Source organism: Chitinophaga sp. Ak27, assembly GCF_012726295.1.
Classification (GTDB): domain Bacteria; phylum Bacteroidota; class Bacteroidia; order Chitinophagales; family Chitinophagaceae; genus Chitinophaga.
In genome coordinates, this window is sequence record NZ_JABAOB010000011.1 from 16,959 (window position 1) to 41,137 (window position 24,179).

The following is a 24,179-nucleotide window of genomic DNA, read 5'->3' on the forward strand; positions in this document are numbered from 1 at the left end:
GACTACCGAAAAAACAGTCCTAACCCTCATTAATATACGAAAATGACCGACAACGAATTACATGCACACGCTGTTATTAACAATATTTTTGACTTATACGAACGCCATGGGCACCAGGAATACGGAGAACAGGTAACGATGATGATGCATATGATGCAAGCCGCCCTGATAGCGGAAAGTACAGGATTTGATGATGAGATGATTGTCGCCGCTTTCTTACACGATATCGGCCATTTTTTTGAACAGGAAGCTCAAATGGGCATCTATGGCAGCCAGGCGCACGACAACCTGGGCAGCGCTTACCTGATAGAATGTGGGTTTCCTGAAAGGATGGCCAAACTGGTAGGAAGCCATGTGGCCGCCAAACGTTATCTCACCTGGTCCGACAGCGCATATTACGATACGCTGTCCGAAGCCAGTAAACAAACCCTCGAATACCAGGGAGGACCTATGACTGAAGAAGAAGCCCTTGCTTTCCGCAATGATCCGCTGTTCCAACAATACATCCAGATAAGAATATGGGACGATATGGGGAAAGAAACTGACAGGCCGGTGCTACCTGAAGACATCAGCCGGATGAAGCAAAAAACGCTGTCCTACCTGCTGGAACATTATCAATAAATCAGGCTGATTAAACCACTTGTATTAACTTTCCGGTATGGACCTTAGAGAAGCCATACTGGCAGAACATTCCCGTACACAATCGCTGTATATCGCAGGCTGGATCGGCAATAACGCTTCCCGCTTCCGGCAGCTCATGCAATTATTTTTGGAAGATGAATACCGCGTGGTACAAAGATCCGCCTGGATCATCAGCTTCGTGGCTATGAAACACCCGGCACTGCTGACTCCTCACCTGCCCGCCATGGTGGCCAGGATGGAAGATGCCGGTATCCCTGTTGCCGTTAAAAGAAATGTACTCAGGATACTGCAATACCTTTCCATCCCCGCGCCACTTCACGGAGCAGTCATGAACAGCTGCTTCCGGTTCCTGGAAGATCCGGAAGAACCAATAGCCGTAAAAGCCTTTTCCATGGGCATTTTGGCCGGTTTGGCGAAAGACTATCCCGACATTAAAAATGAAATCCGCCTCCTGGTAGAAGACCAGCTGGAAACCAATCCCACGCCCGGCATCCGGTCGAAGGCAAAGAAGGTACTAAAAGCAATCCAATAGAACAGGCGGGGCCATAAACGAAAAGCAGCGCAACGAGGTTTCAAACCCCGTTGTGCTGCTTTTCTTAATCAGGTATATAACCGTTGGTGACTACTCTGCGCTACCACCCGCATCAGCAGATGACGGAGGAGTAGCTGCCTTCGGCTCTCTTGGTTCTCTTGGCTCTTTAGGTTCCTTCTCTTTCTTCTTGGCTGCTTTCGGCGCAAAGATGGCAATCATACGCTTACCTTCCATGGTAGGCATGCTTTCCAAACCACCTACTTCTGCCAGCCTTTCAGCGAATTTGAGGAGAATTAACTCACCACGCTCTTTAAACATGATAGCGCGACCTTTAAACTGTACATAGGTTTTTACCTTGTTACCGTCTTTCAGGAAGCTTTCTGCATGCTTGGCCTTGAAATCAAAATCGTGATCATCGGTGTTAGGCGTAAAACGAATTTCTTTCACTTCGCTCTTGTGCGCCTTCGCCTTCATTTCTTTTTCCTTCTTCTTCTTCTCGTAAAGGAATTTATTGTAGTCGATAATACGACAAACGGGAGGCACCGCATTCGGAGAAATTTCTACCAGGTCTAATCCCTGTTCTTCTGCCATACGAAGTGCTTCTTCCGTTCTGTAAACACCTACTTCAACGTTTTCACCTACAAGCCTAACCTCAGGGACACGTATCATCCTGTTGGTGCGATGTTCTTGTTGTTGTTCCCTGCGGAAGTTGGGGTTTCTTCCCCGGTTGTTGTTGTTACCGCCAAAACTTGGTCTGGGTCTTTGTTGCATTAAGAAAATTAAAATTAATTAATTAATTGTCCATTTAGTCCATGGTCCATTTTTCTTCCATGGACCAAAAACAATTTCTACAAAAATAAGGGGAAAATTTTAGCAATAAACATACCTTTCTGCAGGAATGTTCATTGTTTTATATACCTTTTTTCCACATTTATTACGCCACTATTCTAATGGTTTCCGGTTCGCTACTTCTTCGTTGATCAACGCGGTGAAAGCGTCGATTTGCATAGTTCCCATATCACCTTTAGACTGACGACGAACAGCTACTACATTATCGGCAGCTTCTTTTTCACCCAGGACAAGCATATACGGAATTTTTGCCAGTTCAGCTTCCCGGATTTTTTTGCCTATTTTTTCACTTCTATCGTCTATTTCAGCGCGAATTTCCGCATTTTTTAGCAATTCTGCTACTTTTTCTGCGTACTCCTGGCTTTTATCACTGATCGGTAAAATCTTCACCTGGGTAGGCGCCAACCATAACGGGAACTTACCCGCGCAGTGCTCTATCAGCACGGCTATAAACCGCTCCAGTGAACCAAATGGCGCACGGTGAATCATTACCGGGCGATGACGCTGGTTATCGGCGCCGATATATTCCAGGTCAAAACGCTCTGGCAGATTGTAATCCACCTGGATGGTACCCAGCTGCCACTTACGGCCCAGTGCATCCTTTACCATGAAATCCAGCTTAGGACCATAGAAAGCCGCTTCGCCATATTCCACCACGGTATTCAAACCCTTTTCGGCGGCAGATTCAATAATCGCCTGTTCTGCCAGCTCCCAGTTCTCTTCTGAACCAATGTACTTACTGCGGTCTTCCTTATCTCTCAGGGAAATCTGCGCGGTAAAATCAGCAAAACTGAGACTGTTGAACACATACATTACCAGGTCGATCACTTTCTGGAATTCTGCCTTCACCTGGTCGGGACGGCAGAATAAGTGTGCATCGTCCTGGGTAAATCCTCTTACACGGGTTAAGCCATGCAGTTCGCCGTGTTGCTCATAACGATATACGGTACCAAATTCGGCAAAACGAACCGGCAGGTCTTTGTATGACTTAGGCGTTACCTTGTAAAGCTCACAGTGATGCGGACAGTTCATCGGTTTCAGCATAAACTCCTCGCCTTCTTCCGGCGTGTGAATAGGCTGGAAACTATCTTTACCATATTTTTCGTAGTGACCGGAAGTCACGTACAGATTTTTATTACCGATATGCGGAGTTACCACTGGCAGGTAACCACTGGCAATCTGTGCTTCCTGGAGAAACCGTTGTAAACGCTCGCGGAGCATTGCGCCTTTAGGCAGCCACATAGGCAGCCCCAGGCCCACTTTCTCGGAAAAGGCAAACAGCTCCAGTTCCTTGCCCAGCTTACGGTGATCACGTTTCTTCGCTTCTTCGATCAGGGTCAGATACTCATCGAGCTCCTTCTGGTTAGGGAAAGTAATACCATAGATGCGGGTCAGCATCTTATTTTTTTCATTTCCACGCCAGTAAGCGCCGGCAATGCTGGTCAACTTAATCGATTTGATAAAGCCGGTATTAGGAATATGCGGACCACGGCACAAATCTGTAAAACCACCCTGGGTATAGAAGCTAATGCTGCCATCAGCCAGTTCATTGATGGTTTCTACTTTATACTGATCTCCTTTCTCCGTAAAGTAAGCCAGCGCATCTGCTTTGCTGACATCCTTGCGTATATACTCGCTGTTTGACTTAGACAGCTCCACCATCTTGGCTTCAATCTTTCTCAGATCTTCTTCCGAAATAGTACGGTCGCCCAGGTCAACATCGTAATAGAATCCGTTTTCAATAGACGGTCCATAACCCAGTTTCACGCCGGGATACAGCGCCTCCAGGGCCTCGGCCATCAGGTGGGCGGAAGAGTGCCACATCGTTGCCTTGCCATCCTTATCCACCCACGTCAGCAGCTGCAGCGTGCTATCCGTCAAAATCGGGCGCGTAGCATCCACTACCTGCCCATTCACATTTGCTGCCAATACTTTACGCGCCAATCCCTCGCTGATGGATTTGGCAATCTCCAATGCAGTTACTCCTGGTTCATACTGACGAACTGCGCCATCCGGAAAAGTGATATTTATCATACGTTTTGCTGTTAGCTCCATACTACGTCATATGGGCTATATTTCCTTTATAAAATGTTTGCGAAGTTAAGAAATACTTTGTTAGCATTTAGATAACCATGTCATTGAAATTAAGGATTTTAAAAATAAATATTATTACAGCGGTATGAGCTCAGTTAAAAAATGACAGAAATGGGTTTTTGTCATATTTTTTTGGGATAACCGGTGGTAAACCTGTCTATACCGGACTGCCGGCCAAGGGTGTAGCTATTTTCATTTTCATAACTGCGCTTTGATTTCATGTGAGCAATGATCAAAATGAATGTCTATCTTTCATCTTAACTAGTTTAAATTTAATATAATATAGTTAAAAGAAATATCTATACATACTCAGATATCCGATATTGGAATGCCGTAATTTTATCGTGATTTAAAACCATATTTTTTATGACATTTGAAGACATAAAATTGTACGACATCCTTAGGCTGGATCTCCATTTACCCGACAACCGGGCCATGGAAGCCATGATGGCAATGGATGATTTTTTCTCGCAAAAAGCCGCCAATGCTCATAGGGACTTGCCTACCAGAGCGGAAGTAGCCACTAAGGCTGAATTGGAAAACACCAAGAATGAATTGAAGGCAGATATTTCGGCAATCAATTTAAAAATGGCTACCAAAACCGAACTTGAAAGCACTAAAAATGAATTGAAAGTTGATATCTCGGCCATCAATTTAAGGCTTGATGACATCACCGAACGAATGGTCACAAAAGCGGAGCTGAACGAAAAGCTTGAGCGCATGACCGAAACAATGGCGACCAAAGCCGAGGTGAATGCAAGGTTTGATCGCATGACCGAAACAATGGCAACTATGGCAACTAAAGCTGAGGTAAATGCAAGATTTGATCACATGACCGAGACAATGGCCACGAAAGTTGAACTAAACCAGGTAAATTTAAGCCTGACGGAAGCAATCTACAAGGTGGAAACCAGACTTACCCGGACGGTTTTCTCTGCAAGCCTGGCCCAACTGCTGGTCATCATGATTTCCATTTTTACGATCCTGAAATATACGGGCGTAATTAAGTAATTTATTGTCTACTTTCCACCTCTGCTAAGCTTCCATTTTCTCTCTCCCTAAAACCTGAAGTTGTAAGTAATAGAAGGCAATATAGGAAACAACGACACCTGTTTGGCACTTACTTGTAATGTCCCGTTAACCACGCTTCCATTCTGATCAAAATACACAAAATAAGGGTTTTGCCTACTGTACACATTGTATATTGAAAACGCCCAGCTGCTCTTAAACCGGCGGTTGGCCCTTTTGGGCTGAGGCGAATAAATAGCCGATAAATCCAGGCGATGGTAGGCCGGCAGGCGATAGCCATTCAGGTTCCCATAGGCCTGTATCAGCGTACCTTCCATAAAATAAAAAGTTTCCGGCAATGTAGTCGTATTGCCGCTGCCATAAATGAATATACCGGAAAGGCTCCAGCGCTTATTCAGTTCATAAGTACCTACTAGCGCCAGGTCGTGGCGACGGTCATACTTCGCCGGGTATTGTTTGCCATCATTCAGACTGGGGAACTGCCGCCAGGTCCATGCCAGCGTATATCCCACCCACCCTGTAAAGTGTCCTTTCTTCTTGTTCACAAACAGTTCCAGGCCATAAGCCTGCCCCTTACCAAAAACAAAATCCTGTTCGGGATCGGTGATAGAAGGCGTATATCCTTCTTTATATTCAATCTGGTGGTCCATTTCCTTGTAATATACTTCCGCAGAAGCTTCGTACGTATTATGGCCGAAGTTGAGGAAATAACCAGCGCTATATTGCCAGGCCACCTGCGGTTTTACAAGATAAGTGCTGGGCACCCAAACATCGGTAGGCAGCGTGGTAGCCGCATTAGACACCAGGTGTATGTATTGATAGTTGCGGGTAACGGATGCTTTGAGCGAATTTTGATCATTCAGTGCCAAACGCAGGATCAACCTGGGTTCCAGTCCTCCGTAGCTCACCACTTTTTGCCCCCGGCCATACATAACGCTGTCGAGATTATTGCCGTTGGCATCTTTGGTATACCGCTTATAAGGCCCCACCTGCATAAACCCGCTAACACGAACGCCCGCATTGAGTTGTAGTTTGGGAGATATCTCCCAGTCGTCCATCAGGTAGGCCGCCGCTTCATGCGCATATTTCTCGAAGGCCTTTTCTGGTGTAAACTGCGTGGAATCCTGCCTGCCAGACACGGTGGAAGGCGTAAAGACATGGTGGATATAGTTGACGCCAAACCGGATATGATGATCCACATGTGGATAATAGTCGAAATCGGTTTTGAAATTTACATCGCTGATGCCAGACGACATGCGGATATCAAAGCTATTTTGCAGGGCGTTGAAACGGAATTTATAGTCGTTGTAAATGAGCGATGTGTTGGCAAACAACTGCCGGCTGAAAATATGATTCCATCTCAACGTGGCCGTGGTATTGCCCCAGGGAATATTCACATTGAACGAACGGTCTTTATTGGCAAAGCTAAACACATCTTTTCCCAGGTAACCGCTCAGGTACAAGCGGTCTTTGTCCGAAAAGATATAATTCATCTTGAGGTTAAGGTCATAAAAGTAATAACCCGAACCCTTATACGAAGTATTATTGATAACCGGTTTTGTAATCAGGTCGATATAAGTGCGCCGGCCGCTTACAATAAAGGAGGCCTTGTTTTTCTTCAGCGGTCCCTGTAAAGAGAGCCGGGAGGAGATCAGTCCTATTCCTCCTTCTCCCTGGAAATTTTTATTATTACCTTCTTTCATGGAAATATCCACTACGGAAGACAGGCGCCCGCCGTAGTTGGCAGGCATCCCTCCTTTGACCAGCGTGGTATTGCGGATGGCATCTGTATTGAATACGGAGAAAAAGCCGAAAAGGTGACCAGTATTATATACCGGCGCTTCGTCCAGCAGGATGAGGTTTTGATCCGGGCCGCCTCCCCGCACGTAAAATCCTGCATTTCCTTCTCCTGAGGCCTGTACCCCCGGCATCAGCTGCAGGGCTTTGAGCATATCCACCTCTCCCATCAGCGCTGGTAATTTCTTTACCTGATCAGCGGTAATTTCCACCTTTCCCATGTCGGTGCTTTTAACGTTGGCATCTTTCTTTTTATCGGTAATCACCACTTCTTTTGCCTGGTAGGTATGTGGCGATAATTCCATGTGCTGGGTAGCATTTCCCGCCAGGTTAAGGGCTACGGCCCTGGATTCATAGCCTACAAAAGAATAAAGTAATATATAGCTGCCGGCCGGCAAGGTGAGAGAGTAGAAACCATAATTGTTGGTTTGTACGCCACTGGATGAATGCAGCACCTGCACAGTGGCGCCAGGCAAGGATTCGCCGTTGGTGCTGTCTTTTATAAAGCCGCTGACGGTATATTGTTGTCCCCATGCTGCACCCGCAAAACATGACAGCCATAACATCAGTAAAAAGGGACCGTATCGTGTGAACATACCGTAAGATCGTTGCTGGTAATTTACGATTTACCCGACGATAATCTACTTATAAATTAAACTATCCCGGGTTTCTCCGCAGGTTAGCATATCATGGCCGAAGTAGGGATTTTGAATACCTGGTTTATCGCTAAGCCAGTAGGCGCCTTTTTCATCAAATGCCATGGGGCAGTACTGGTGATAAATAGTATGTCCTTTTAAGCCGGTATTCTTTACCAGGTCAAACAACATATCGGATACCATCTGGAACGATGCCCGTTTGCCTTCCAGTCCCTGCTCCCCTTCAAAACCAGCCAGTTCGGCGCTGATACTGGTGCTAATACCATTTATATTGGCCAGGTGGCTGCTATCCATCTGTAGCAGGTTTACCGGCAGGCTGTCCACCTGCGTTTTCAACACGGCGGCAGTATGATTCGCCGTCAAGCTGTCGGCTGCTACCAATGCGGCAGAAAGACGGTAATAGGTAGTCATTACTCCTCCCAGCGAGTCATAAAACTGCTGGCTATAGGGCGCCTGTAGCTCCGTTGCAGCAGGCGCCGCTGCCTGTTCTTCCTTAGGCGCTGCAGAATGGCAGGCCCAAAGCCCCAACAGTAAACATCCAATCGATAAGCCTTGTTTGATATGCATCTTGTTAGTCTTTCAGCAAAAGTAAGCAGAAAGCAGAAAGCGTAAAGCATAAAGCTATCCGGCTTATAAATATAATCGGATATTTTAATAACTATTAGCACCAGTTAATCCTGATTTATGCTTTACGCTTTACGCTTTCTGCTTCACTATTCAGCTTTTATCCTTAACTTTGCACGTTTTTTATCCAATTTTTTTGTTTTTATGTTGATCGCATTACAGGATATTACGTTTGAGTTTGGATCCAGGGTGATACTGGAAGATTCTTCCTGGCATATAGAACCCGGTGACCGCGTGGGCCTTATTGGGTTAAACGGTACGGGAAAGTCAACCCTGTTGCGTATTATCAATGGGGAATATTCCGTTTCTAAAGGAAGTGTTAACAAAAGTAAAAATTTGACGATTGGTTTCTTTAACCAGGACCTGCTCAGTTTTGAAACCGATGAATCTATCCTCACCGTGGGTATGATGGCCTTCGGTAAGGCTCTGGAGCTGGAAAAGGACATAGAACGTATTACCAAAGAGCTGGAGCACAACCAAACAGACGCGTTACTGGAGGAATTCAGCGATAAACTCCACGAATTCGAGGCGCTGGATGGTTATAACATGAAACATAAAACAGCGCAGGTGCTGGAAGGCCTTGGCTTCACCACATCTGACCTGGACCGGCCCTACAGCCAGTTTTCAGGAGGATGGCGCATGCGTGTGCTCCTGGCCCGCCTGATCCTGCAGCAGCCGGATGTACTCATGCTCGATGAGCCCACGAACCATCTTGACCTCCCATCTATCGAATGGCTGGAAAGGTACCTCGTAGGCTATAACGGCGCCGTAATCATTGTATCGCATGACCGTTTCTTCCTGGATCGCATGGTGAATAAAATCGTGGAAGTATACCAGCAACAGCTGCATCACTACGCCGGCACCTATGCCGACTACGAAGTGGAGAAAGATCTCCGTCGCGAAATGCAGCAACGCGCTTACGAAAATCAACAGGACTATATCCGTCAGCAGGAACGCTTTATTGAGCGTTTTAAAGCCAAAGCCTCCAAAGCCGCCCAGGCACAGAGTATCGCAAAAAGGCTCGATAAGCTGGAACGGGTAGAACAGGTAGATAATGGCCCTTCCAAGATCCGGATCAACTTTACCGTGGATAAAACGCCTGGTAAGATTTTATGTACCCTGAATAATATCAGTAAAAGCTACGGAGATATACAAATCCTGAAGAATACCAGCGCTGAAATCAATCGCGGCGATAAAATTGCCCTGATAGGCGCTAACGGTAAGGGTAAGTCTACCCTGCTCCGCATCATTTTCGGGATGGAACCTATGGAAGGAGAACGTGTTCCCGGTCATAATGTAGTGACCAGCTTCTACGCACAGCACCAGCTGGAGTCGCTGGACCTGAGCGCTGAGATCCTGGATGAGCTGAAAAATTTCGGCAGCGGCCGTACAGAGCTGGAATTACGCCAGCTGCTGGGTTGTTTCCTCTTTACCGGCGACGACGTATTTAAAAAGATCAAAATCCTGTCGGGAGGTGAAAAAGCCCGGGTGGCACTGGCCAAAACCATTATCAGTCAGGCCAACTTCCTCATGCTGGATGAGCCTACCAACCACCTGGATATGAACTCCGTACAAATGCTGATCGATGCATTGAACAAATACGAAGGCAGCCTGGTGCTGGTATCGCACGACCGTTATTTTGTCAGCCAAACGGCCAACAAAATCTGGGAGATCGTAGATGGCGAAATCAAAGAGTTCAAAGGCACCTATAACGAGTACGAAGAGTGGAAGAAGAGAATGGCCGCCCAACAACAACCCGCTGCTACCAAGACTAACAACAACGCAGATACGAAAAAAGAAAGTACTCCCCAAAGTAATACCCCGGCAGCTGATGCCGGCAAGGGGGCCATTAATAAAGATGTACAGCGTGAGCTGCAAAAACAGCAGAAACAGTTTTCCCAGGTAGAAGGACAGGTTGCCAGCCTGAAAGAGCGCAAAGCTAACCTGGAAGCCAGTCTGGGATCACCGGATATTTACGGCGACCGGGCAAAATTTGCCCAGGTAGAAAGTGAATACCAGGAGGTACAGAAGTTTTTAGACCGTGCGAACCAGCAATATGAGCAATTATTTGAAAAAATAATGCAGCTGGAAGCCAGCCTGGTCAGCTAATATTATTACATTCAGGTAGTACTACGGTGTGGACCGGCCAGCAGCCTTCCACACCGTAGGCAATCAGCTATATTTTTTAACCATCCCCCTTCCTGTAGTATGCAAAAAATACTGGTAGTTGAAGACGAAGTTAAAGTGGCCAATGCCGTTAAGAAAGGGTTGGAAGAAAATGGTTTTGATGTAGACGTAGCCTATGATGGCCGCATTGGTAAAGGCCTGGTGACCAATAATCACTATGACCTGGTGATCCTCGACCTCAATCTCCCGCATAACAACGGGTATGAGCTCTGTGAGGTGATCCGCAACAAAAATAACCGGGTACCCGTCATTATGCTGACGGCGCTGGGCGGCATGGAAGATAAAATGCAAGCCTTTGAACTAGGGGCCGACGACTACCTGGTAAAACCCTTCGACTTCCGTGAGCTGCTGGCCCGTATCCGGGTATTCCTGAAACGTGCCGGCTCCGAAGCCACCCATGGCACCCAATACAGAATCACGATTGCCGACCTGGAAATAGACCGGGAGAAAAAAGACGTGAGCCGCGCCGGCAAAAAAATCGCCCTTACTGCCAAAGAATACCAGCTGCTGGAATTCCTGGCCATGCACAAGGGAAAAGTAATCTCCAAACTTACCATTGCCGAAAAAGTATGGGATATCGACTTTGATACCGGCACCAACGTGATCGAAGTATATATGAACTTCCTCCGCAAGAAAATAGACAAAGACTTTGACCAGAAATTACTCCATACCAAAACTGGTATGGGATATTATCTTTCCGAAGAATAGGAGTTTTATTTGAAGATCAAGTATAAAATAGCGCTCTATTACACCCTCTCCGCTACGCTAATGCTCATTGCGTTTGCGGGACTTGCCTATTACTTTTCGGCCAAGTCGCGCAAGGCGGAATACCTGGAGCGACTGGAATACCGCGCCAGGTCCATTGCCAACGTTATTATTGAAGACGGTAACGTAAAGGTAGACCTGCTTCGGAAACTGGACAGGACTACCTTCCAGGACCTATACAAGGAAACCATCCTGGTATACAATCCCAACTACGACCTGCTGTACAGTAACCTGAAAGACACTACCATCCGCACCCACCCCAGCTTATTGAACTATATCAAGGAGAATAAACTATACAGCTACGACAAAGGCAGCGGCGAGGTGGTAGGCGTATACTATACGGAAGGCGACATTTCGGTGATCGTCATCGTTTCCTCCTTCGATAAGTATGGCTTCCTTAACCTGCAGCACCTGAGCCAGATCCTGCTGCTGGAGCTACTCACCGCCGTGATTGTACTGGTGGTGATAGGCTATTTCTTTGCCCGCAAAATGGTGAAACCAATAGATCAATTAGTACAACAGGTTGACAGTATCAACGCCAATAACCTGCAGGATACACAGGTAGCCGTAAAGGGAAAAGACGAAATAGCCAAGCTGGGCGCCAACTTTAATACCATGCTGCAACGCCTTAGCGAGTCATTCCATCTCCAGAAAAGCTTTGTAAGCAATGCCTCCCATGAGCTGCGTACCCCGCTGGCTGCCATTATCAGCCAGCTACAGGTAGCCTTGTCGAAAGACAGGACCCAGGAAGAATACCAGGCCCTCCTCAGTTCCGTGCTCGAAGACGCCGAAAACCTCTCCGACCTTTCCAATGGGCTGCTACAGCTGGCGCAATCTGAAATGAGGCAACAGGAATTTGTGCTGAGTAATGTGCGCATTGATGAATTGCTGATGGAAATGACCACGCTGATCCGGCTGAAGCAGAAAACCGCCGCCAGATTGGAATTGCATTTCCTGAAGGTGCCGGACAACGATTCGCTGGTAACCTGCTATGGCAATGAAAACCTGCTGAAAGTACTTTTCTTGAACCTGATCGATAATGCCTGCAAATTTTCTAACAACAATACCGCACATGTATCTATCGATTTCTTTACCCAATATATCCTGGTACAAATAAAAGATACCGGCATTGGTATCCCCCCCGATGAGATTAATAAAATATTTGAGCCTTTCTACCGGGGCCAGAATGCCCTCCAAATCCGTGGCCATGGCCTGGGACTCTCTATCTGCAAGAAAATAGTCCAGATTCACAACGGACACATTACAGTTACTTCTAATTTACCAGAAGGCACCACTTTTACTGTCATACTCCCCCATTTATAACCCTGTTCTAATCATATTCTAATCCGGAATGGACTGCATTTTAATTTTCAAATGCTATCCTGCAATTTTGCCAATCCCGTTAAAGAAAGCCACCAGCAGGTATTACAGACCAGCAACAACTCTTCACACTCCCTCTTTGATCCAACATGAACGACTATACGCTCTTTTTCTAATCCTATTTTAAGGGCATTTTAATGTGGCTTAAAGGCGCCTTTAATTTCGCTTTAAGAATTTTGTATCATCAAAATTGGCATTATGCGAACTATAAGGATGCTGCTACTGGCAGCATGTGGAACATGCCTGGGCTTTATTCAACCTACACAGGCACAAAATTCTGTACAAACAGTGACCCTCCAGTCTGTGGAGGATTCCTTCCTGATTAAAAACTATTTATTGCTGGCACAACGCTACCAGATCGATGCTTCCAAAGCGCTGGTACGCCAGGCAAAGATGTGGAGCAATCCTTCCTTCAGTACCGTACTTGGTTTTGGCAGCACTGATAAGTTGAAGCCTTTTAACGTTGGATCCGGTGGTGAAACACAATACAACATCGATCAACTGATTCAGACCGCCGGCAAAAGGAATAAAGCCATTCAGCTGGCCGCCACCGCCACCAAAATGAGCGAAGCCAATTTCGATGAGCTGATACGCACCCTCCGTTTACAACTGCGGGAGAACGTTTACAATATCTATTACCAGCAGCAAACAGAAAAGGTATTAAAAGAGCAACTGGGAAATCTCCAGACGATCGTAGATGCCTACGTTACTGCAGATAAAAAAGGAAGCGTGGCACATGCCGACCTGGTACGCCTTCAGGCCCTGCAGGTAGGTATAGAAAATGATTTCGCCGATCTGAAACAACAGGAACTGGAATCCCAGAAAAACCTGCAACAGCTGTTGCATAGCCAGGATTTCTACGCGGCCGATATCAAGCCCGCCGATCTGGCTCCTTATACGCTGGATAAGATACAACTGCCCCAGTTACTGGAAGCCGCTTCAAAAAACAGGGCCGATGTGCGGATGGCCGACCTGCAATACCAGACCGCCCAGCTGAATTATCGCCTGCAAAAATCCCTGGCAGTCCCGGATTTGCATGTAGGCGCCACTTATGATAAACAAGGCAGCTACGTTAACAATTTCGTGGGCCTGACCCTTGGGATTGACCTGCCGGTGTGGAACCGCAACCAGGGTAACATACACGCAGCAAAACTGCAAATCAGCAGTGAGCAACAACTGCTAATGCAGCAACAATCCGTAGCGCAAACAGAAGTGCTGAATGCCTACCAGCGCATTGTGGCATTGGAAAAGCGTTACAAAGGATTTGACCTCCACCAGTTCCAGGGCGAATTTGATACCCTCATCGCAGAAGTATCCAAAAATTTCAGCAAGGGTAATATCTCCCTGCTCCAGTTTATCGACTATTTCAACAGTTATAGCGACAACGCAAAAAATATTAATAAGTTCTTATCCAACCGGGTAAACGCTTACGAAGAACTCAACTATGCAACAGGACAAGAATTATTTAAAAACTAAGCACATGAAACAGCCTATTCTGATTATTGGCTTTTCGCTGCTGGCAGCCATTCTGTGGAGTGGATGCAAACACAGCCAGACAGAAGATTCAGAGAAGACCACCTTTGTACTCAGCGATACCATGCTGAAAAATATACGCATTGATACCGCGCATATGCAACCGGTGATGAATGAACTGCGCCTTTCCGGTAAGGTAACGCCCAACGGTGGCAAGGTATTGAAAGTATATCCGCTGGTGAGTGGTTATGTAGAAGATATCAAAGTGCAGCTGGGCGACTATGTTAAAAAAGGACAAGTGCTGGCCGTAATACACAGTGCGGAAATTGCCGACTATGAAAAGCAACTGGCACAGGCAAAATCTGACCGGAATGTGGCCGACAAAAACCTGAAAGTAGCACAGGACTTGTATGACAGCCGGTTGAGCACAGAAAAAGATGTGGTAAACGCCAAAGGAGAATTACAGAAGTCTGAAGCGGAAATTAACCGCCTCAACGACCTCTTTAAAATTTATCGCAAAGGAAATGGCGCTACTTATCTCGTAACAGCCCCCATCTCCGGCTATATCATCGAAAAAAATATCAACAACAATATGGAGATCCGCTCAGATAACAGCGCCAATATCTTCACCATCTCTGAACTGGATGATGTGTGGGTAATGGCCAACGTATTTGAAACGGATATCGCCCGTATTAAAGAAGGCTACGAAGCCAAAGTAGTAACGGTAAGCTATCCCGATGAGCCTTTCCATGGCAAGATCGACAAGATCTACAACTTCCTGGACCCTGCTACCAAAACTATGCAGGTAAGAATCGCCATCGATAACAAAAACATGGAGTTGAAACCGGAAATGTTTGCCACCGTGTACGTAAAGTACCAGGACAACGATGAAAAAGTGGCAGTACCTTCTGCAGCGGTTATTTTCGACAACAGCAAAAACTATGTGCTCGTATTTAAGGACAAATTTAACATCGCTGTACGCCAGGTAGAGGTCGCCAAGACAGCGGGAGATATTACTTATCTTTCATCTGGCCTCAATACAGATGAAAAAGTTATCTCAAAAAATCAATTGCTTATTTACGATGCACTTAAAGACTAAGCTGGGAATAAGACCTTTATTCTCCCTGGGTATGCTGGCATTCGTCGGCAACCAGGCTATCGCACAAGACAAACGAACGGATAGTATTGTTCCTTACACTTTCCATTTCCAGCAAACACTGGTAACGCAGTGGCATCCGGACTTTCAGGCTAAGTATTCCGGTCCCAACAGCTTCCAGACGCATGAAAAAGGCGCTACTTCTATTACCAGTACTATTTATGCGGGCATTCGTCCGTTAAAGAACCTGGAACTATATGTAAACCCGGAACTCGCTGGTGGTCAGGGTCTCAGCCATGCCACCGGTATCGCGGGTTTTCCCAATGGCGAAACGTTTCGGGTAGGCAACCCCACTCCTACCATTTACTTGGCCCGGGCATTTGGCATATATACGTTACCGTTAACCTCCAGAAGGACAACAACCGACCTGGATGACCGGAACGAATATGACGCTGATGATCTGAACCATGTAGCTGGCACCACGCCTACCCACTACCTCCGTTTTATTGCCGGTAAGTATTGCCTGGCCGACTACTTTGATCAGAACAGTTATAGCCACGATCCCCGCACTCAGTTCCTGAACTGGTCACTGATGGCTAATGCTGCGTGGGACTACCCCGCCGATGTACGTGGGTATACCATGGCATTGACGGTACAATACCGGAAAGACAAGTGGCAGGTGCAGGCGGCCACTTCCCTGGAGCCTAAGCTCGCCAATGGTCCTAAGTTGAATTATGACTATGGTAAGTCGAACGGCGAAGTGATAGAAGTAGCTCATACGCATACACTGAATAAACATGAAGGGAATGTACGGTTGATGGCCTTTATTAACCAGGCGCCTATGGGCAGCTACCTGCTGGCACTGAAACATGCGGCCGATACACCCGACATCACCGCTACCAGGAAAGACGGACGTACTAAATATGGCTTCGGCATTAATATAGACCAGGAGATAACCAAAAGCGGAGGCGCTTTCCTGAAAGCCTCCTGGAATGATGGTCATAATGAAACCTGGGCCTATACCGAAATAGACCAATCGCTGAGCGCCGGATGGCTGCAAAATGGCCAATGGTGGCACCGCGCACAGGATAATGCCGGCATTGCCATCGCCGTAAACGGCTTGTCGATAGACCACCGGGACTACCTCGCTGCCGGAGGCACCGGGTTCATGGTGGGCGATGGCCAGCTGAACTATGCTCCGGAAATGATTGCCGAAGTTTTCTATCAATGTAACATTACCAGGCTACATATCGCCTTAAGCCCTGATTACCAGTTTGTGCTGCATCCTGCCTACAACAAGGACCGCGGACCGGTTAATATCATTGGCATAAGGACCAGAGTGGCATTCTAAAGAACAGGAGTTATGAATAAATTCATTAGAAATATTGTTGCTTTTTCGCTAAGGAATAAATTGTTTGTCTTCATCAGCGTTGCTACGCTGATCGCTGCCGGCATATTTTCCTTTGTGCACACGCCGATCGAAGCATTCCCCGACGTAACGAATACACAAATCGTAATCGTTACCAAATGGAATGGCCGCAGTGCCCAGGAAGTAGAGCGTTTCGTAACGCTACCCATAGAAGTATCGATGAACGCCGTACAAAAGAAAACCAGTGTACGCTCCGTAACCATGTTCGGGCTTTCTGTGGTGAAAATCATGTTTGAAGACGATGTGGAAGATTTCTTTGCCCGGCAACAGGTCAACAACATGTTGTCTAACATAAGTCTACCCGAGGGCGCGGAACCGGAAGTACAGCCTCCCTACGGCCCTACTGGTGAAATATTCCGATACTATCTCAAGAGCAACAAACGTGACTCCCGCGATCTGCTCACCTGGCAGAATTGGGTGATAGACCGCCAGATCCGCAGTGTACCCGGTATTGCAGATGTAGTAGCTTTTGGCGGACAGGAAAAGATTTATGAAATTTCCGCCGACCCCGTAAGACTGGCTAAATACGATATTACCCCGCTGGAATTATACCAGGCCGTTACCAAGAGTAACGTCAACGTAGGCGGCGATGTGATCGAAAAGAATGGGCAGGCCTACGTAGTACGTGGTATAGGTTTGCTAAACAGCATACAGGACATCAATAACATCATCTTACAAAATATCAATGGCGTACCCCTGCTGGTAAAAGACCTGGCTAACGTACGCGAAGCCTCCGCTCCACGCGTAGGACAGGTAGGTATCGATAAAAATGATGACCTGGTAGAAGGGATCGTGGTAATGCGTAAAGGCGAAAATCCGACAGAAGTCCTGGCCCGCCTGAAAGACAAGCTGAAAGAGCTGAATGAAACCATTCTGCCGGATGATATTAAAATGGAAACGTTCTATGACCGTGATAACCTCATGGAATTCTGTACCCATACGGTAATGCATAACCTGGTAGAAGGTATCATTTTCGTAACGGTGATCGTATTCCTCTTTATGGCCGACTGGCGTACTACGGTGATCGTATCTATCATTATCCCGCTGGCATTGCTGTTTGCCTTCATGTGTTTACGCCTGAAAGGTATGAGCGCCAACCTGCTGTCGATGGGAGCTATCGACTTCGGTATCATCATCGATGGGGCCGTGGTAATGGTGGAGGGTATTTTCGTTATGCTCGATCACAAAGCCCATAAGTATGGCATGGATCGGTTTAATAAAATGGCTAAACTGGGATGGATCAAGCAAACCGGCGGCGAGCTGGCCAAGGCCATCTTCTTCTCCAAACTCATTATTATCATCTCCCTCATTCCTATCTTCTCCTTCCAGAAAGTAGAAGGTAAAATGTTCTCGCCCCTAGCCTGGACATTGGGATTTGCCCTACTGGGCGCCCTGTTGTTTACTTTAACACTGGTACCGGTATTGTGCTCTATCCTGCTCAATAAAAATGTAAAGGAGAAAAATAATATACTGGTTAATTTCTTTGACCGTATCGTTATGCGCGGTTTCGGCTGGACTTACCGCAACAAGCGCTTAAGCATGACGCTGGCCCTCGCATTCATGGTGGTAACCTTCATCTCCGCCAAATTCCTGGGAACAGAATTCCTGCCCCAGCTGAATGAAGGCTCTCTATGGGTAACAACGGAATTGCCCATGAGTATGGCGCTGAGCGAAAGCACTAAAATGGCGCATGATATCCGGGAAGACCTGGGTGCATTCCCTGAAGTAAAACGGGTATTATCGCAGGTAGGGCGTTCCAACGACGGTACTGACCCTAACGGCTTTTACTTCGTACAGTACCAGGTAGATCTGGCGCCGAAAGAGGAATGGAAGCGCAAGATCACACAGGATGAGTTGATTGCAGAAATGGAGCATCGCCTGAAAAAATATCCTGGCATTATCCTGAACTTCTCTCAGCCTATCAGCGACAACGTAGCGGAAGCCGTTGCTGGTTTTAAGGCTGCAAACGGAGTGAAGATTTTCGGAGATGACCTGACTAAGCTGGAAGCATTATCCCAACAGGTGATTGCACAGCTGAAAACCGTACAGGGTATCAAAGACCTGGGCGTTATCCGTAACATCGGTCAGCCTGAAATGAGTATCAATCTCGACGACAACAAAATGGCCCAATATGGTGTAGCCACCGGCGATGCCCAGGCAGTAATTGAAATGGCGATTGGTGGTAAAACCGCTACCCAGTTGTATCAGGGAGAGAAAAAATTCGATATCCGTATCCGTTATGACGAAAACTATCGTAAAACGGAAGACGACCTGGCTAACCTGATGGTGCCTACCATCAACAATAATAAAATACCGCTGAAAGAGATCGCGGAGATCAAAACGATTACAGGTCCGGCGTTCATTTACCGGGACAGTAACAAGCGCTTTATCGGGGTGAAGTTCTCGGTGCGTGACCGTGACCTGGGCAGTACCATTGCCGAAGCACAGGCTAAAATCAACAAGGTGGTTAAACTGCCAAAGGCCTACTCTATTGGCTGGACCGGTGAGTTTGAAAACCAGGTACGTGCCACGCAACGTTTGGGACAGGTAGTCCCTATCAGTATCATTGCCATCTTTATGGTATTGTTTATCATGCTGGGTAGTGTAAAAGATGCCGGCCTGGTGTTGATGAATGTACCGTTTGCATTGATTGGCGGTATCCTGGCGCTGCATGTTACCGGTATGAACTTCGGTATTTCCGCTGGTGTTGGTTTCATCGCCCTATTCGGGATCTGTATACAAAATGGGGTGATCCTGATTTCTGTCTTCCATAAAAACCTGGAAGGGAAAGTGCCACTCAATGAGGCCATTAAACTGGGCGTACAGAGTCGTGTACGTCCGGTAGTAATGACCGCCCTGATGGCTGCCATAGGTTTGATACCAGCCGCTATTTCCCATGGTATTGGTTCGGAAACGCAGAAGCCGCTGGCGATTGTAGTAATTGGAGGATTGATTACGGCTACCATTTTAACATTGCTGGTGTTCCCGATTATCTTCTACGGCGCTTACAAGAATAAGAAAGACGCTTTATAGGAAACTCGTGAAAATTTTAGTTCGCATATAGGTTGATAGCATGGCCATAAAAAAGAATGACAGGGCAATTCCGACCATTCAATTTTATGACCATACTACTCCGCCCTGCCGAGAAGATACAACGCGGAGCGGATTTTTTAAAACCAAGCAGCGAAGCCGTAAAGAATGTGGCTACATTTCTTTACGGCTTCGCTGTTATTTGGCTTTGCGGGAAATGTACCCGCTTATATTTTTCTCCGTCTCGATTTATTAAACATCAATCCTTTCTCTACACCTTTGCGTAATTCGAGCTGTTCTTCTTCCGGCAAAGCATGTACAGTCTGACAGGCTTCGCTGCAGCAGCCATTATACTTCTTCGCGCAGGACTCGCACTGGATGAACAAGAGGTGACAACCCTGGTTCAGGCAGTTGGTATGGGTATCACAAGGCTCGCCACATTGATGGCAATGACTGATAATATCTTCACTGATACGCTCACCGAGGCGATCATCAAATACAAAGTTTTTGCCTTTGAATTTGATTGGAAGGCCTTGTTGACGGGCTTTGTTGGTGTACTCAATAATGCCGCCCTCCAGGTGAAATACGTTCTTAAAACCATTATGCAGCATGTAGGCAGATGCCTTTTCGCAACGTATGCCCCCCGTGCAATACATAATGATGTTTTTATCTTTCTGGTCAGCGAGCATATCGACAGCCATGGGCAGTTGATCGCGGAAAGTATCAGAAGGTACCTCAATGGCGCCTTCAAAATGTCCCACCTCGTACTCATAGTGGTTCCGCATGTCCACAATCACCGTGTCAGGATCAGCAGTCAGCTCATTGAAAGTTTGGGCGTCTACATAACGGCCACGGTTGGCCATATCAAAAGTGGGGTCCTCGATGCCGTCGGCGACAATTTTTTCCCGGACCTTGATTTTCAATACGAAGAATGACTTACCATCATCATCTACTGCGATATTCAGGCGAATACCATTGAGGAAGTCGATGGCATACAAAGTGTCTTTAAATGCATCAAAATGATGTTCGGGCACACTGATTTGGGCATTGATGCCTTCATGGGCCACATAAATACGTCCGAATGTATCCAGTTTGAAAAGGGATTCGTAGAGCTGATCGCGGAATGCCTGCGGATCGGGGATTTTCGCGTACTGGTAGAAAGATATTGTAACGCGCTTAAATGTTTCTTTTGCCAGCCGTTGTTTTAGTTCGGCGGCAGATACTCTGTTGTGTAATGCCATAATTGCTTGAAATTTTAAGGACACCTGCGTCGTGAACAAAACTTCAATCAACCCTCTTTAATCGTAAAAGAACAATTGATTAGGGCGCAAAGGTAGCAAAAATACAGCAATATCAATATTGGTAAGCGTCGGCTTCCCGCCCCCATTGGTGCAGCGTATTCAGGGAAAACCAACCTATCGCGCTGATAATGAATATATAACCCACAAAGCCGGGGGTTCTTAATTCTACTGCGCCGGGCAGGTCATTCATTTCTGTAAAATAGGCCGCTGCTGCCAGCAAGATGCCTGATAACAACGCATAAAGAGCGATTTTCCTCATAACGAACGATTTCTGATTAACTAGTGGCCACTGGCACTTACGTGTGAGTAAAATGTGCACAGCGATCCTGCAAATATGCTTACCTTACTAACGTAATTTATCAACCAAAAGTTTCTTTTCTGAGAAAAAAAATATTTGTTATTTTATAACTATTTGATAATTATTGTATATAACTTTGTTGTAAGTTACGACCCCGATTGGCACCCTTTTTGAAAAATGGTATCGCAAGAACAATTATTGTTTAACCCTTAAATGTTACATTATGAGTACTTACATTACTTACTTTATTTACGCAGTTGTTGGTATCTGGATCTACAGATTGCTGGCGTATTACTTCGACGAGAAAAAGGAATTGAAGAGCAGGAAAAAGTAACGCCCTTTTCATGGGTGTGGATGTTGAGATACGGAGATTTTACGGTACCCCAGGTAAAATCTCCGGCATCAAGCTCAACGGCTATTAAACTTTACGACGTTGCCTAATATTCCGCCAAAGCCAACGCGCACGCCTATACGGGTATCCTGTTTACTCTGATAACCCGCCACCACATCTACCCGGATCATTTTGAAAATATTTTCCAGACCTCCAAATACTTCTACGTAGTTGTTGTCGCCATTTACATAAAAAGCATTGGCGCCCGCTACCAGGTTCCATTTCAGCCGGTTGAACAATGGAATTTTGTTGGTCAGCAACCCATTGAAATGATGTTCTACATTGGCTGTGGTATAAAACGAGGCCGTGGTGCTATACTGGTAATAGGGAGCCAGTTGAAAACTATTCAGGTATTTCATGTTATAGAACGTCTGGTTGCCGTTGAAATGCTGATAGTCCGGAATCTGCACATTTTTGTCATTCAAAAATCCGCCTATGCCAATGTGATAACGGAACTCGCCCAGCAATTTAAAGTTCATATTATCCTGCACCGAAAAGTTCCATTTATCAAAATCAACAATACTATTGGCTACATTCGGAATCCCTTTACTGTAGCTGATTTTAAAGGTAGGATATTTGGATCCCAACGGTATTTTGCGATCCGGCAACTCCACAAACTGTTGCCCCGGCTGGTAAGTAAAACTTACATCAGCTACCAGTGCCTGGTGCTTTTCAAAAGGTATATTAGCCAGTTCCTGCGGATGGTTGGGCGTAAAGGCCTTACGATCGTTCTTAAAGAATACAAAATCGGTAGTATTTTCTACCGGTACCCTGCTTTCATAATTCACGCCAACGGATAAACGATCATTAGTTTGAAACGTTCTGCTGTATTGCAGGCTACCAAACCAATTCTCGTATAGCTTCATATAGTTTTCCTTTAGAAAGAGCGTATAAAATTCGTTGGCTATGTTATCGATGGGATTGTCCTGGTTGAATTGGGAAATACGCTTGCCCCCGGCCAGCTTCCAGTCATTGCGCCCATACCGCTTGCTGATTTTGCTGGTATTCTGGAAGTTTATTTCCGTATAGGCATTGAGGTGAGTATTACTCAGCCCATAGCGCAAGAAAGGCTTTATGCGCAAACTACTTTCCTCGCTGGTATTGACGGTGAACTCCGGTTCCAGTGCCAACGCCAATCCTTCTACTGTATTATACTTTAGCGATTTCAATAACCCTTTGACATAAAGCTGATGAAAGTTGATAGCGCTGTCGCGGCGGAAATAATATTTATGAGTAGCACCGCCCCAGAGCAGGTCCATTACTTTCACTGGCTTTTGCTTTTTCTGAAGGGAAGACAAGCGGTATTTAGACATGGCAGAATCACGATCGGCCTTGGCCGCACTGTCTTTTTCGTGATAATCCTTTACTTCAGCTTGCTCCAGGGGCACGGGGCGGATACTGTCCCAATAAGCATGCTGCTGTTTATCAAATGCGGTATCGTACTTCAGGAAAACATTATCGAAAAAACGAGCCGGTAAATTGGGCTGCACATTATAATCTGAATAAACGTTCACAAAGCTTCCCCCCATGCGGAAACCAAATTTGTTGAAGGCAATACGCAGTACCTGGTCTTTTACCCGCCATACGCCATCAGTCACTGGCACGTGGGTTTGGCGGATCTCCAGCGAGTCCATCAGCTCCAGCTGGTACTCAGAGGTGAGGAACAGATCGGTGCTATGAATGCGCCAGTCGCCATCTGTGATAAAGATATCGCCAAAAAACAGCGGCTCCTGCTTACGGCGTGGAATCACTTTTATCTTATTCACCGTTTTCCCATCTTCTACAAAAGTGCCCTCCAGGTGATATTTATAGAAAGCCAGCGCATTTTCTGCGATCGGCGAGATATAGCCACGGGGGCCCATTTGTGTAATAACAGCCGTTACATTATTATCATAAAAACTGATGATGGCCGGGAAGCTCAGGCCAAAACCACCGCCACTTTTACGGGAAGAAATAACTTCCAGCTTGATCTTATCCGGCTGACGGGCGGAAATTTTTGTAATAGATTCAGAGAGAAATACCATGCCTTTCCCGCTACTATCTACGCCCATATCAGCTTTGTCTATTTTCTTGCCCAGGAGTTTCTCTGGCACGTTTTGCAGGCCAATAGTACCTTTAATATAAGACATGCAGGTGTATTCCTTCACCTGGTCGTGGTAAAACTGTCTTTTCTTAATGGCCTGGCGAATGATGGCATATGCCGGGTCTTCGCCCGCGGCTTTCACCACTACTTCCCGGATCTGCATATTCACCGGCTGTAAATGGAAGTCGAGCGTTTGCGTAGGGGCGTTAACGTTAACCGGGAGTTCTGTTCTCCGGAAGCCGATATACTGGCATACAATGGTGTATTGCCCCGGGGGAAGGTCAAGGTGATATTGTCCGGCAGCATTGGTGGTCGTGCCGGTAGTGGTTCCTTTTATGAATATAGTAGCGAAAGGAAGCGGCTGATCTTTATCATCCGTTACACGGCCCCTCACCACATTGGCCTGACAATAGCCCGAAATAAGGATACACAACAGGGTGGATAGATATTTCATCATATTCCCAAATGTAACGGCCAACGGTTTACCGGTATGCCCGGTACGCCGTTTTACCAGAAGTTTAAC

The 24,179-nt window shown here is 46.4% G+C and carries 17 protein-coding genes; 10 read left to right on the forward strand and 7 right to left on the reverse strand.

Annotated elements, in window-relative coordinates; genetic code table 11:
* The first annotated feature begins 42 nt into the window (after positions 1 to 42).
* Positions 43 to 621 (forward strand): HD domain-containing protein, encoded by a 579-nt coding sequence (locus HGH90_RS28010; RefSeq protein WP_168765267.1) that lies wholly within the window; start codon positions 43 to 45, stop codon positions 619 to 621.
* Between the two features lie 37 nt (positions 622 to 658).
* Positions 659 to 1,174, forward strand: a complete 516-nt coding sequence (locus tag HGH90_RS28015; protein WP_168765268.1) for a hypothetical protein — start codon at positions 659 to 661, stop codon at positions 1,172 to 1,174.
* Positions 1,175 to 1,264: 90 nt separating this feature from the next.
* On the opposite strand, the gene infC is transcribed toward HGH90_RS28015, so the two are convergent.
* Together infC and thrS are read right to left on the reverse strand one after the other, a co-directional pair.
* Complete coding sequence (gene infC / locus HGH90_RS28020; RefSeq protein ID WP_145666114.1) at positions 1,265 to 1,945, reverse strand: translation initiation factor IF-3; 681 nt, start codon at positions 1,943 to 1,945, stop codon at positions 1,265 to 1,267.
* Between the two features lie 171 nt (positions 1,946 to 2,116).
* Positions 2,117 to 4,057 (reverse strand): threonine--tRNA ligase, encoded by a 1,941-nt coding sequence (gene thrS, locus HGH90_RS28025; protein ID WP_169192441.1) that lies wholly within the window; start codon positions 4,055 to 4,057, stop codon positions 2,117 to 2,119.
* Positions 4,058 to 4,483: 426 nt separating this feature from the next.
* Between thrS and HGH90_RS28030 the strand changes: the two genes are divergently transcribed.
* On the forward strand, positions 4,484 to 5,128 hold the full coding sequence (locus HGH90_RS28030) for a hypothetical protein (protein ID WP_169192442.1): 645 nt from the start codon (positions 4,484 to 4,486) through the stop codon (positions 5,126 to 5,128).
* A gap of 47 nt (positions 5,129 to 5,175) precedes the next feature.
* Here the strand turns inward: HGH90_RS28030 and HGH90_RS28035 are convergent, their stop codons facing one another.
* On the reverse strand, positions 5,176 to 7,539 hold the full coding sequence (locus tag HGH90_RS28035; protein ID WP_247679940.1) for a TonB-dependent receptor: 2,364 nt from the start codon (positions 7,537 to 7,539) through the stop codon (positions 5,176 to 5,178).
* Positions 7,540 to 7,584: 45 nt separating this feature from the next.
* Positions 7,585 to 8,166: a DUF3347 domain-containing protein gene (locus HGH90_RS28040; protein WP_169192443.1), complete on the reverse strand. Its 582-nt coding sequence runs from the start codon at positions 8,164 to 8,166 to the stop codon at positions 7,585 to 7,587.
* A gap of 201 nt (positions 8,167 to 8,367) precedes the next feature.
* Between HGH90_RS28040 and HGH90_RS28045 the strand changes: the two genes are divergently transcribed.
* From HGH90_RS28045 to HGH90_RS28075, 7 genes are all read left to right on the forward strand, one after another.
* Complete coding sequence (locus HGH90_RS28045; RefSeq protein WP_169192444.1) at positions 8,368 to 10,332, forward strand: ABC-F family ATP-binding cassette domain-containing protein; 1,965 nt, start codon at positions 8,368 to 8,370, stop codon at positions 10,330 to 10,332.
* A gap of 99 nt (positions 10,333 to 10,431) precedes the next feature.
* Positions 10,432 to 11,118: a response regulator transcription factor gene (locus HGH90_RS28050; protein WP_169192445.1), complete on the forward strand. Its 687-nt coding sequence runs from the start codon at positions 10,432 to 10,434 to the stop codon at positions 11,116 to 11,118.
* A gap of 9 nt (positions 11,119 to 11,127) precedes the next feature.
* Positions 11,128 to 12,498 carry a sensor histidine kinase gene (locus HGH90_RS28055; RefSeq protein WP_168765273.1) on the forward strand — a complete coding sequence of 457 codons (1,371 nt, stop codon included), beginning with the start codon at positions 11,128 to 11,130 and terminating at the stop codon, positions 12,496 to 12,498.
* Positions 12,499 to 12,753: 255 nt separating this feature from the next.
* A complete protein-coding gene (locus HGH90_RS28060) occupies positions 12,754 to 14,031 on the forward strand; it encodes a TolC family protein (protein ID WP_169192446.1) in 1,278 nt (425 codons plus the stop codon).
* Between the two features lie 4 nt (positions 14,032 to 14,035).
* A complete protein-coding gene (locus tag HGH90_RS28065; RefSeq protein WP_168765275.1) occupies positions 14,036 to 15,127 on the forward strand; it encodes an efflux RND transporter periplasmic adaptor subunit in 1,092 nt (363 codons plus the stop codon).
* Entirely contained in the window at positions 15,111 to 16,475 is a 1,365-nt protein-coding gene (locus tag HGH90_RS28070; protein ID WP_211172697.1) for a carbohydrate porin, read from the forward strand. Before HGH90_RS28065 ends, HGH90_RS28070 begins: the two co-directional genes overlap by 17 nt.
* A gap of 12 nt (positions 16,476 to 16,487) precedes the next feature.
* A complete protein-coding gene (locus tag HGH90_RS28075; RefSeq protein ID WP_169192447.1) occupies positions 16,488 to 19,586 on the forward strand; it encodes an efflux RND transporter permease subunit in 3,099 nt (1,032 codons plus the stop codon).
* Positions 19,587 to 19,810: 224 nt separating this feature from the next.
* Here the strand turns inward: HGH90_RS28075 and HGH90_RS28080 are convergent, their stop codons facing one another.
* The 3 genes from HGH90_RS28080 to HGH90_RS28090 form a co-directional block, all read right to left on the reverse strand.
* Positions 19,811 to 20,824 (reverse strand): rhodanese-related sulfurtransferase, encoded by a 1,014-nt coding sequence (locus HGH90_RS28080; RefSeq protein ID WP_211093020.1) that lies wholly within the window; start codon positions 20,822 to 20,824, stop codon positions 19,811 to 19,813.
* A gap of 112 nt (positions 20,825 to 20,936) precedes the next feature.
* Entirely contained in the window at positions 20,937 to 21,143 is a 207-nt protein-coding gene (locus HGH90_RS28085; RefSeq protein WP_168765277.1) for a hypothetical protein, read from the reverse strand.
* 447 nt (positions 21,144 to 21,590) lie between these two features.
* Positions 21,591 to 24,113: a DUF5686 and carboxypeptidase regulatory-like domain-containing protein gene (locus HGH90_RS28090; protein WP_168765278.1), complete on the reverse strand. Its 2,523-nt coding sequence runs from the start codon at positions 24,111 to 24,113 to the stop codon at positions 21,591 to 21,593.
* Positions 24,114 to 24,179: the final 66 nt, after the last annotated feature.